This window comes from Bradyrhizobium sp. HKCCYLRH1034, from assembly GCF_051168375.1.
Taxonomy (GTDB): Bacteria; Pseudomonadota; Alphaproteobacteria; order Rhizobiales; family Xanthobacteraceae; genus Bradyrhizobium.
Genome location: NZ_JBNPUW010000024.1, coordinates 24,312 through 36,207, shown reverse-complemented (window position 1 = coordinate 36,207; position 11,896 = coordinate 24,312). Strand labels below are relative to the sequence as shown.

The following is an 11,896-nucleotide window of genomic DNA, read 5'->3' as shown; positions in this document are numbered from 1 at the left end:
ATCACAGCCTGAGAAACGCCCGCGTCCTCGTGGTCAGGACGGACGTCCGCAAGGCCGTTTTTACACGACCAAGACCCATCTGAGACATTTCGCTAGCATCCCACATTGTAGTAGCGAAGGCCCCTTTCAGAGTTCTGCTTTGAACCGACACGATGGTCTTCCCTCAGATTGAGGGCAGGCATGAGGCTGCGAAAATTCCCGATCCCATACCTGGAGGCGGGGCGTTGGCCCGCGTTCTCATCGTAGGCGTTTGACTCAAATCAAATAGAACCCGCCTTAGGCTCATAGGGTTTTGCATGGTGGGCTGTCGCGAGGTTCTTTCCAAAACTCTATCGGTGAAGAGTTCATGTCCAGGCGCGTACCTCCTGTCGAAAACCGTGGTCGATCCATTCGGTTCTGGTTGGGGTTGCTCCTCGTGGTCTGCACGGTTCCGGCAATGCTGGTCGCCGGCTACCTGATCACCGACTCGTATATTGCGGCACGCGACAATGCAGAACGCAATACCGTGGCCACAACACGCGCGCTGATGCAGGCGGTCGACCGCGAGCTGCTCAGCGTCCAGTCGAGCTTGCGGGTGCTTGCAAAGTCACCCTACCTGCAGTCCGGTGATCTTGCCGCCTTTCACGAGCACTCGCGCGAACTGCTGCAGTGGCTGACAGGCAATGTAATTGTCATCGCGGACGCGGCCGGACAACTCCTGGTCAGCACGATGGTCCCCTACGGTCAGCCGTTGCCCAGAACCAGCATCCCAGGCCTGGTCCGCACCATCTTCGAGTCCGGCCGACCTGCGATTTCCGATTTTTATATCGGAGCCACATCGAGACAGCCTCAAATCGCCGTCGGTGTGCCCGTGTTTCGGGACGGGAAGGTCGCGTACGCGCTTGTGATGGGCATTCTTCCCGCGAATGTTGCCGTAATCTTGGAGCGGCAGAAGATACCGGAGGGCTGGATCGTGGCGATCCTCGACACCGGCGGGACTATCGTCGCCCGGACCAAAGATCCGGAACTGTTCATCGGCCAGCAGGGAACGCCTGAATTCCAACGCCAGACGTCGAGGGCGCAGGAGGGCATCTACGAGACCCCGACGCTGGAAGGTATCGCAGTCATCGGCGGATACCACCGGTCGTCGATCACGGGCTGGATGATCGCATTCGGCGTTCCCAAGAGCGTCTATACGACGAATCTGCGATGGGCACTGATGATCCAGAGCGCTACCGCGGTCCTCGTGCTGTTGCTCGGTGCGTTGTTGGCGGCAAGTATCAGCAGGCGAATCGTCCGCTCGATCCGCGCGATGACGACCCCGGCGCTTGCGCTGGGACTGTCCAGGAAGATTGATGTCCCGACGGTCGAAATTCGGGAGGTGAACGAGCTAGGTCACGCTCTGACAACGGCTTCCCAATTGATCAACCAGCGCGAGGTCGAGCGCGACGAGGCGCAGCACCAAAAAGCGCAAATCGAGGAGTCGCTCCGGCGATCACAGAAGCTGGAAGCGATTGGCCAGATGGCCGCCACCATCGCCCACGATTTCGGAAATCTGCTCACCCCGATCCTAGGAAACTTGGATATGCTCGAGGAGCGGATCGATGATCCCCGCTCGCGATTGCGTATCAATAATGCCCTGGCTAGTGCCAAACGGGGCCAGCAGCTCGTCCGCTCCCTTATGGCCTTCGCACGCCAAGAGCCGTCGGCAGTGACGATCATCGACATCAATCAGGCGATCCTTGCCATGGAGGGAGTGCTGGAGCAGTCGCTGGGCACAATCGGCAAGCTGATCTTCAACCTCGCATCGGAGGCTTGGCCCGTACGCGGCGACGCAACCCAACTGGAGATGGCGATCATCAACCTGGTCGTCAATGCGCGCGATGCCATGACCGCGGAAGGCACCGTGCAAATATCGACGATGAATAGGACGCTGCACGGCGAGCTCGACAATCTCTCGGGCGATTACGTGGCAGTCGCGGTTTCCGACACGGGCTCGGGCATGCCGCCTGAAATCCTCGCGGTTGCATTCGAGCCCTTGTTCACGACCAAAGAGCCGGGCAAAGGCACCGGGCTCGGTCTCGCCAGCGTTTATAGATTTGCCAAACAATGCGGCGGTGTCGCGGTGATCGAGAGCGAGCTCCGCAAGGGAACCACGGTCACGATCTATCTGCCGCGTGCGCGCAACGACGCAACGACTGATAGCGGTGACTCTCGGCTCGGCCAGGCCGCCGACCTGGGCGACGTGAAGTGACGTGCTTGGCCCATTTCGGCCCAGAGGTCATTGATTGCGACGGTGTCGTTGAGAGCCACAGCAGACATCTGCCGAAGATGCGACAGCCTCTTCGTATCCGGCGGCCGGCCAGGCCGCATCCCGCAAGGGGTGGGAGGACTCGTAGTGGTCAAAGCAAGTTGATCCGATCTGCTTCATCCCCCGACATCCACGCCGCCATGCGCATACTCTGGTAACATGAGTTCGCCCGGCGAATCGTGGTCACAACCGTCCTACAACGTGCCAGGTTGCGATGGCCGTCCTCCAGCTCTTTCGAGGTTGAACGCTTACCTGCCGAAAATTCCGCCCACCACGCGGTGCATCGCACCGCCGATCGCGCCGATGGGACCTCCGACATTGCGCTGATGTCGCGCGCGTCCCGTGCTGCGACGGGCTTGGCGGTCGGATTTGGCAGCCTCGGCGGCCGCGTCCATCAGGACCTTGTGCTGGGCGGCATTGAGGAAGCCGGTCGTGGGGTAGCCGCGCTCCTCCTGCCAATGGGCGAGGGCGGCGCGGGTCTGTTCGTCGAACGTCCCGTTGATCTTGGTGCCGAACCCGAGCCTGGTCAGCCCTCGTTGCACCGCGCGACGCTTCGCCTTGGTGAGGCCGATCTGGTTCTCGGCCTGCTGATTGGCGTCCTGGGCAGCGATCACGGTATCGGCGGGTGCCGACGCTTCACGAGGTGTGCTGCTCAGACCAGCGTGAGCGACCTGCGCGCTTCCGGCGATCGCTAGGAGGGACAGTGCCAGGATCAAGGCGCGCATGGCCTTTCCTTCGCCGATGATACGTTTCTAGAAGAGATACAGCGCGCCGAACTGAACGATCAACATCCGGTCATGCCGCTCCGTGCGATTGCAGGGTAACTGCGGCCCGGGCGGCACGGTTCCCTGGCCCCGCGCCATTGTTCCCTCGCGTTGCACGCGGAGCACGCGATCGGAGCGCACCTGGGAGGTGTCCAGCAGAGGCCGCGATCCCCGGATCGTCGTGGGCGAGCCAGCCGCGGCAGGCAAGCCGTCGCATAGCCGCGAATGCGTATCTAATTACCCTTCAACTGCTCAGAGCTCCCCATTGGGCGGCTCTTTCTGCATGCGAAGTCAAATTTCGATTGAAAATCCAAATCGTCACATTCCTGCTGCATCGCAAAACGCTCATACCGCCATGCAATATAATCCGTTGTATCTGGCATCTGGTATACGTAAATTCTCCTCAGTCAGAACGTCATACCGCCTCACTGAAGGAGACAAACCATGGCCAAGACCGTCGCCCTCCCCCTCGTCCAGCCCGTGTCGCTGTTCGGCCGCCTGCTGGCGACCCTCGACCGCGTGCTGATGACCAGCGCCCGCGCCGCCAACCGCAACGGCGACCTGCCCTATTTCGGCCTCTGAGGCTCGGCGCGCTTCGCGCGCGCAGGCAACCCTCGAAGCCCAACCAAGAGCCCCGGATCTCCGGGGCTTTTGCTTTTGCGACCCCCACGCGACCTGCGACATATTGGCCCCGTGGGCGTCCCACCCGATCTCCTCAATTGCGGTCGGTCACCTCTTCATACCAAAATCAAATCGGTCGATTTGCTGCGGATGCTCCTCTTGCTGCCTGCTCCCGGCTGCCAACACAACTTTTGGCTGCATGGGCATTGCAAGGAAGTCCGGGGCTGGCGACGACCTGGAGCTGGTCACGGTGGGGATGACACCGGCGGGCTCGACAGGTCGGTGGTTCGATTGGGCACAGCGGCCGGAAGAAGCCGTGCGCTCTCGGGAATGAAGGGGAGAAAGCGTCGATGAAGCGTTCCGTGCGCGTGGCCGTTATGGCTGGCATCGCCCTGATGGCAGGGCATATCCCGGCTCTGGCGGGATGGGAGCCTGTCCGGCCGGTCGAGTTCATCGTTCCGGCTGGCACCGGCGGCGGTGCCGATCAGATGGCCCGGACGATCCAGGGCATCGTCACCAAGCACAACCTGATGAAGCAGCCGCTGGTCGTGATCAACAAGTCCGGTGGCGCCGGCGGCGAAGGCTTCCTCGACGTCAAGGCGTCGGCCGGCAACCCGCACAAGATCATCATCACGCTGTCGAACCTGTTCACGACCCCGCTCGCGACCGGCATTCCGTTCAACTGGAAGGACCTCACTCCCGTCGCGATGCTGGCGCTCGACGAGTTCGTGCTCTGGGTCAATGCCGAGAAGCCCTACACCACCGCCAAGGACTACGTCGATGCGGTCAAGCAGGCCGGCGGCACCCTCAAGATGGGCGGCACCGGCTCGAAGCAGGAAGACCAGATCATCACGGTAGCCATGGAGAAGGCGACCGGCGCGAAGTTCACCTACATCCCCTACAAGGGCGGCGGCGAAGTGGCCGTGCAACTGGTGGGCAACCACATCGATTCCACCGTCAACAATCCGATCGAGGCGGTGGCGCAGTGGCGCGGCGGCAAGGTCAGGCCGCTCTGCGTGTTCGACGACAAGCCGATGGGCTTTGACGAGCCGATCACCGACGGCAAGGCCTGGAAGGACATCCCGACCTGCAAGTCTCAGGGGCTCGACATCGAATATCTGATGCTGCGCGGCATCTTCATGTCGCCACGGGCCACCAAGGACCAGATCGAATACTACGTCGACCTGTTCAAGAAGGTGCGAGAGACGCCGGAATGGCAGGACTTCATGAAGACCGGCGCCTTCAACACCACCTTCATGACCGGTGCGGACTACGCGAAGTGGGTCGAGACCGAAGAGAAGCGGCACGAGCTCCTGATGAAGGAAGCCGGCTTCCTGGCCTCGAACTGAGCGGCTCGCATGAGAAGTCACGGTGGATCGGCCGGCCCCAGCCATAAGGCGGTCGAGGCCGGCGTCACGCTCGCCATCGCGCTGTTCGGGATCATCGTGATCATCGGCAGCGTGAAGGCTGGGATCAATTGGGGCGCCGAGGGACCGCGGGCGGGGTTCTTCCCGTTCTACGTCGGCCTGCTCATCGTCGCGGCCAGCGCGATGAATGTCCGCAGCACGCTGCGCGAGAACGACGGCCGTGTCTTCGCCGAATGGGGCCAGCTCCGCCAGGTCATGAGCGTGGTGGTGCCGACGGCGATCTATGTCGGCGCCCTTCCCTTCATTGGCCTCTACCTCGCGTCCATGATCTTCATCGCCTGGTTCATGCGGTGGCTCGGCAAATATGGCTGGCTCACGGTGGCAGCGGTCGCGGTCGGCACGCCGGTCGTGACCTATCTGATCTTCGAGCGCTGGTTCATGGTCCCCCTCCCCAAGGGGCCGATCGAGGATTGGCTCGGGCTCTAACAAGAAAACTCATCCGCTGAGGGTTGCAGGACCAAGCTGGTATGGAAGAACTCGCCAATCTGTTTCACGGCTTCGCAGTCGCCCTCCAACCGTTCAACATCATGGTGATGATCCTCGGCATCGTGCTCGGGGTGATCATCGGCGTGCTGCCGGGACTGGGCGGCGCCAACGGCGTCGCGATCCTGCTGCCGCTGACCTTCAGCATGCCGCCGACCTCGGCGATCATCATGCTGTCCTGCATCTATTGGGGCGCGCTGTTCGGCGGCGCCATCACCTCGATCCTGTTCAACATCCCCGGCGAACCATGGTCGGTCGCCACCACCTTCGACGGCTACCCGATGGCGCAGCAGGGCAAGGCGGGCGAGGCGCTCACGGCAGCGTTCACCTCGTCCTTCGTCGGCGCGCTGTTCGCGGTCATCATGATCACGCTGATCGCGCCGCTGGTCGCTGGCTTCGCGCTTCAGTTCGGCCCGGCCGAGAAATTCGCCGTCTATTTTCTCGCCTTCTGCAGCTTCGTCGGCCTGAGCAAGGAGCCACCCTTCAAGACGATTGCGGCGATGATGATCGGCTTCGCACTCGCGGCTGTCGGCCTGGATTCCATCACCGGCCAGCTCCGCCTCACCTTCGGCGTCACTGAACTGCTCAACGGCTTCGACTTCCTGATCGCCGTGATCGGGCTGTTCGGCATCGGCGAGATCCTGCTCACGATGGAGGAAGGCCTGAGTTTCCGCGGCGGCAATGCGCAGATCAATCTGCGTGTCGTGCTGCACACCTGGAAGGAGATGCCGGCCTATTGGGTCACGTCGCTGCGCTCCTGCCTGATCGGCTGCTGGATGGGCATCACCCCCGCCGGCGCCACGCCGGCCTCGTTCATGAGCTACGGCATCGCCAAGCGCCTTTCCAAGCGCGGCAAGAATTTCGGCCATGGCGAGATCGAAGGCGTCGTCGCTCCGGAGACGGCAGCCCATGCGGCAGGCACGGCGGCGCTGCTGCCGATGCTGTCGCTCGGCGTGCCCGGCTCCCCCACGGCGGCGGTGCTGCTCGGCGGCCTCTTGATCTGGGGCCTGCAGCCCGGCCCGATGCTGTTCGTCGAGCAGAAGGAATTCGTCTGGGGCCTGATCGCCTCGATGTATCTCGGCAACCTCGCCGGCCTGCTCGTCGTGCTGACCTGCGTTCCGGTCTTCGCGGCGATCCTGCGCATTCCCTTCAGCATCATCGCACCGCTCATCCTCGTGCTCTGTGCCATCGGCGCCTATTCGGTGCACTCGAGCACGTTCGACGTGGTGCTGATGCTGGTGTTCGGCGTGCTCGGCTATCTGTTCAAGAAGTGCGGCTATCCGCTCGCGCCGCTGGTGCTCGCCATCGTGCTCGGCGACAAGGCCGAGGAGGCCTTCCGGCAGTCACTGCTGGGATCCCAGGGATCGCTCGCGATCTTCTTCTCCAACGGGCTGGTCGGCACCATCATGGCGCTCGGGTTGATCGCGCTGTTCTGGTCGGCGATCCAGCAGGGCTACAACCGGTTGCGGGCGCTCGCCGCATAAACTCGCCCTTGCTCCGATAGTTGAACTACAAATATCCTCGGCTGCGTCGTATTGTCGCTGCAGCGATTTGCCTTGCTTCTGCAGGCCTTTTTCATCGATCGCTGGCCTAGCAGCGGAGACGGGGTCGATGAATCCGCTTGTCTATTGGCATATCATATACCAAACTCCGCATAGCTGTTAGGACAAAAATAGACAGCCTGGAGGAAGCATGACGGACTTGGCTCACGCGGGGGCGCCCGCATCTGCAAGAGTAAGCGACGCCTATCGCTGGACGCAGCTCGCGGTTGGCGTCCTGGCGATGGTGATGATCGCCAACTATCAATATGGCTGGACCTTCTTCGTCCCGGATATCGCCAAGACCTTCGGCTGGGATCGCGCGTCGATCCAGTGGGCCTTCACCCTGTTCGTGCTGTTCGAAACCTGGCTCGTGCCGGTCGAGGGCTGGTTCGTCGACAAATACGGCCCGCGCATCGTCGTGCTCGTCGGCGGCGTGCTCTGCGCGATCGGCTGGATGATCAACGCCTACGCCACCTCGCTCAACGGCTACTATCTCGGCATGATCATCGCGGGCATCGGCGCCGGCGGCGTCTACGGCACCTGCGTCGGCAACGCGCTGAAATGGTTTCCCGACAAGCGCGGCCTCGCAGCCGGCATCACCGCAGCCGGCTTCGGCGCCGGCTCGGCGCTCACCGTCGCACCGATCCAGGCCATGATCCGCGACTCCGGCTTCCAGACCACCTTCCTGTATTTCGGTCTCGGCCAGGGCATCATCATCGTCATCCTCGCCTTCTTCCTGTTCGCGCCCAAGGAAGGCCAGGTGCCCGCGGTCACTCAGAACACCAACCTCGTCCAGAGCCGCCGCAACTACAACCCGACCGAAGTGATCCGTCAGCCGATCTTCTGGCTGATGTACTTCATGTTCGTGATCGTCGGCGCCGGCGGCCTGATGGTGACGGCCAACCTCAAGCCGATCGCCGGCGACTGGAAGGTCGACAACATTCCGGTGACGCTGATCGGCATGACGATGACAGCGGTGACCTTCGCCGCGACCATCGACCGCGTCCTGAACGGCCTGACCCGTCCGTTCTTCGGCTGGATCTCGGACATGATCGGCCGCGAGAACACGATGTTCATCGCCTTCGGCATGGAAGGCATCGGCATCTGGGCGCTGTACATGCTGGGCCACGATCCGATCTGGTTCGTGATCCTGTCCGGCTTCGTGTTCTTCGCCTGGGGCGAGATCTACTCGCTGTTCCCCTCGACCTGCACCGACACGTTCGGCACCAAGTTCGCCACCACCAATGCCGGTCTGCTGTACACCGCCAAGGGCACGGCAGCGCTGCTGGTGCCGATTGCGAACTACATGCAGCAGTCGTCAGGCAATTGGGACCGCGTCTTCATCATCGCAGCCGGCGCCAACATCCTGGCATCGATCCTCGCGATCGCGGTGCTCAAGCCCTGGCGGAGGGTCGTGGTGCAGAAATCGACGCTCTGACGCGCCCCTTCGCGCTGCAACAAAAATAAAAAAGAACGCTTCCAGATTGACGACGCTCGGCATTTTGCCGAGCGTTTTCTTTTGCTTGGCGGAGGATTTCGGTCTCGTTGCAAAGCAACATGTCGCACCCTGTGTCGCAGGCCATATTGCAGACTGGAATATATTATACCAGAATGGTTTGGTGCGCAGATGAGGAGCGCGCTCGCAGCGGCATCCTCCAAGAGAGCGCGTTAGGGAGGACACATGGTTTCCAGCACAGAGGCGACACCGCCTGTCCGGGCACAGTCCAGCGGCTTCCGCTGGCTCCAGCTCGCGATGGGCATCATCTGCATGGCGATGATCGCCAACCTGCAATATGGCTGGACACTGTTCGTCGATCCGATCGACGCGAAGTTTCACTGGGGTCGCACGGCGATCCAGCTGGCCTTCACGATCTTCGTCGTCACCGAAACCTGGCTCGTGCCGGTCGAGGCTTGGTTCGTCGACAAATACGGCCCGCGCCTCGTCATCATGTTCGGCGCCGTCATGATCTCGCTGGCATGGGTGCTGAACTCCTACGCCGACTCGCTCACTTTGCTCTACGCCGGCGCCGTCATCGGCGGCATCGGCGCCGGTGCGGTGTACGGCACCTGCGTCGGCAATGCGCTGAAATGGTTTCCCGACCGCCGCGGCCTCGCCGCCGGCGCCACCGCCGCGGGCTTCGGCGCCGGTGCGGCGCTGACCGTGGTGCCGATCGCCAGCATGATCGCCTCGAGCGGCTATCAGAGCGCCTTCTTCACCTTCGGCATCGGCCAGGGGCTGGTCGTGTTCGTGCTCGCGATCTTCCTGCGGCCGCCGACGGTCGCGGCGCCGGCCCGCAAGAAGCAGCTCAACCTGCCGCAGAGCAAGATCGACTACACGCCGCCGCAGGTACTGCGCACGCCGATCTTCTGGATCATGTATCTGGTGTTCGTCATGGTGGCCTCCGGCGGCCTGATGACCGCCGCCCAGATCGCCCCGATCGCGCACGATTTCAAGATCGCCAACGAGCCGGTGTCGCTCGCCGGCTTCCAGATGGCGGCGCTGACGTTTGCGATCTCGCTCGACCGCATCTTCGACGGCTTCGGCCGTCCGGTGTTCGGCTGGATCTCGGATACGATCGGCCGCGAGCACACCATGTTCATCGCCTTCGGCACCGCCGCTTTGATGCTGCTGACGCTGGCGAATTACGGCCACAACCCGATCGTGTTCGTGCTCGCGACCGCGGTCTATTTCGGAGTGTTCGGCGAGATCTACAGCCTGTTCCCGGCAACCTCGGGCGATACGTTCGGAAGCAAATATGCCGCGACCAACAACGGCATGCTCTACACCGCGAAGGGCACCGCCTCGCTCCTGGTCCCGCTCGCGAGCCTCGTCTCCGCCAAGTATGGCTGGCAGGCCGTGTTCGTGATCGGCGTTGCGCTGAACGCGACGGCGGCGCTGATGGCGCTGTTCGTGATCAAGCCGCTGCGCCGCGCCTTCATCCTCGGCAAGGAGGCGGTCACCCAGCCTGCGGCGCAGGACGTTCGCACCACGGCGTAAATCACCCGCTTCTTCCCGCGACTGCAGGAGGCGCATCCCGATGCGCCTCCTTTTCTTTTTTTCTTTTGGCGCGCCGTGCATGCCAGATGCCAATCCGAGCATACATTTGACAGCATCGCTGACCTTATTTTCCAGGCATCTGCCCAGAAAACATCAAGATCCCAATTGACTTCTGGCATAACGTATACCAGACTTCCTTCTGTTCAAGACAACAAACGGGAGGGTGCCATGAAAGTCGGAGACATCCTGCGCAACAAGACGGCGCGCGTGATCACGGTGCGAATGAATGAGACCGTCGGCGTCGCGGCGCAGTTGATGCGCGCCAGCAATGTCAGCGCCCTCGTCGTGAAGGACGTCGTCCGCACGGAAGGCAACACCGCCGCCGGCATGTTCACCGAGCGCGACGTGGTGCGCGCCATCGCCGAGCACGGCGCCGCCGGCGTCACCATGAAGGTCTCGCAGTTGATCTCGCCGCAGCGGCTGATCTCCTGCAGCACTGAGGACACGCTCGAGCACGTGCGGCATCTGATGAACGTGCATCACATCCGCCACCTCCCGGTCATCGTCGACTTCGCGCTCGCCGGCGTCATCAGCATGCGCGACGTCTCCAGCGCCTTCGACGAAGCGGAAGCTCCGGTCGCCGCCTGACGCGTCCAGCCCGGTCAGCGGAACCGGTTCATCCCCCAGGGAGTCTTGTCGGAGCAGCGCGCCGCCTGTTAGGCGGTGCGCTGAGAACAGCGGCACAGTAAGGTCGCCGCTCATTCTGACCGACAGGATTCCTCGCGATGAAAGCCTATGTCTACGGCGCCCAGGGCGCCGCGATCACCGATATCGCCAAGCCCACGCCGAAGGGCACGCAGGTCCTGGTCCGCGTGCGCGCCTGCGGCCTCAATCGCGCCGATCTCGGCATGACCAAGGGGCATGTGCATGGCGCCGCCGGCGGCGTCGGAACGGTGCTCGGCATGGAATGGGCCGGCGAGGTCGCCGAGCTCGGTCCCGACGCCAAGGGCGTGAAGATCGGCGCCAAGGTGATGGGCTCGGGCAGCGCCGCGTTCGCCGAATACACCCTCGCCGACCACGGCCGTCTGTTCCACGCGCCGTCGAACATGAATTTCGACGAGGCCGCCACGCTGCCGATCGCGTTGACCACGATGCACAACGCCGTCGTTACCAACGGCGCTTTGCAGCCGGGCCAGCGCGTGCTGGTGCAGGGTGCGAGCTCCGGCGTCGGCCTGATGGCGATGCAGATCGCCAAGCTCAAGGGCGCCTCGCTGGTGGTGGGCTCCTCGACCGATGCGATGCGCCGCGGACGGCTCAACGAGTTCGGCGCCGATCTCGCCATCGACTCCAGCGATCCCGCCTGGGTCGATCAGGTGCTGCAGGCGACCAACGGCGAGGGCGTCGATCTGATCATCGACCAGGTGTCCGGCAAGGTCGCCAATCAGAACCTCGCCGCGACCAAGGTCCTCGGCCGCATCGTCAATGTCGGCCGGCTCGGCGGCACCCATGCCGACTTCAACTTCGACCTGCACGCGGCGCGCCGCATCACCTACGTCGGCGTCACCTTCCGCACCCGTTCGATCGAGGAGATCCGTACGATCTTCGACGAGGTGAAAAAGGACATCTGGAGTGCGGTCGAGCAGCGCACGCTGCGGCTGCCGATCGACCGCGTCTTCGCATTCGACGACATTGGCGCGGCGTTCGCGCACATGGAGGCGAACAAGCATCTCGGCAAGATCGTGGTGACCTTGTGAACGCAACCTTCTGAGATT

General features: G+C 62.9%; 10 protein-coding genes. 9 read left to right on the top strand and 1 reads right to left on the bottom strand.

The genetic code is table 11. The features are described from left to right. Positions 1-436: 436 nt before the first annotated feature. Positions 437-2,233, top strand: coding sequence for a sensor histidine kinase (locus tag ACQR0W_RS33130; protein WP_315716175.1), 1,797 nt, complete (start codon positions 437-439; stop codon positions 2,231-2,233). Positions 2,234-2,538: 305 nt separating this feature from the next. On the opposite strand, the gene ACQR0W_RS33125 is transcribed toward ACQR0W_RS33130, so the two are convergent. After that, positions 2,539-3,015 carry a peptidoglycan-binding domain-containing protein gene (locus ACQR0W_RS33125; protein ID WP_315753028.1) on the bottom strand — a complete coding sequence of 159 codons (477 nt, stop codon included), beginning with the start codon at positions 3,013-3,015 and terminating at the stop codon, positions 2,539-2,541. A gap of 483 nt (positions 3,016-3,498) precedes the next feature. On the opposite strand from ACQR0W_RS33125, the gene ACQR0W_RS33120 reads away from it, so the two are divergent. The 8 genes from ACQR0W_RS33120 (at position 3,499) to ACQR0W_RS33085 (ending at position 11,878) form a co-directional block, all read left to right on the top strand. Further along, positions 3,499-3,636 (top strand): hypothetical protein, encoded by a 138-nt coding sequence (locus tag ACQR0W_RS33120; RefSeq protein WP_315716173.1) that lies wholly within the window; start codon positions 3,499-3,501, stop codon positions 3,634-3,636. Between the two features lie 389 nt (positions 3,637-4,025). Then, complete coding sequence (locus ACQR0W_RS33115; RefSeq protein WP_315716172.1) at positions 4,026-5,024, top strand: Bug family tripartite tricarboxylate transporter substrate binding protein; 999 nt, start codon at positions 4,026-4,028, stop codon at positions 5,022-5,024. Positions 5,025-5,033: 9 nt separating this feature from the next. Beyond that, complete coding sequence (locus tag ACQR0W_RS33110; RefSeq protein WP_316171124.1) at positions 5,034-5,528, top strand: tripartite tricarboxylate transporter TctB family protein; 495 nt, start codon at positions 5,034-5,036, stop codon at positions 5,526-5,528. A gap of 41 nt (positions 5,529-5,569) precedes the next feature. Next, positions 5,570-7,069 (top strand): tripartite tricarboxylate transporter permease, encoded by a 1,500-nt coding sequence (locus ACQR0W_RS33105; protein WP_315716170.1) that lies wholly within the window; start codon positions 5,570-5,572, stop codon positions 7,067-7,069. Between the two features lie 208 nt (positions 7,070-7,277). Next, the gene (gene oxlT, locus ACQR0W_RS33100; RefSeq protein ID WP_316171125.1) at positions 7,278-8,564 is read left to right on the top strand and encodes an oxalate/formate MFS antiporter; all 1,287 of its coding nucleotides are present in this window, start codon (positions 7,278-7,280) and stop codon (positions 8,562-8,564) included. A gap of 243 nt (positions 8,565-8,807) precedes the next feature. After that, a complete protein-coding gene (oxlT, locus tag ACQR0W_RS33095; RefSeq protein WP_316171126.1) occupies positions 8,808-10,124 on the top strand; it encodes an oxalate/formate MFS antiporter in 1,317 nt (438 codons plus the stop codon). 228 nt (positions 10,125-10,352) lie between these two features. After that, positions 10,353-10,772, top strand: a complete 420-nt coding sequence (locus tag ACQR0W_RS33090) for a CBS domain-containing protein (protein WP_015665845.1) — start codon at positions 10,353-10,355, stop codon at positions 10,770-10,772. Between the two features lie 137 nt (positions 10,773-10,909). Next, positions 10,910-11,878, top strand: a complete 969-nt coding sequence (locus ACQR0W_RS33085; protein ID WP_315828281.1) for a zinc-binding dehydrogenase — start codon at positions 10,910-10,912, stop codon at positions 11,876-11,878. Positions 11,879-11,896: the final 18 nt, after the last annotated feature.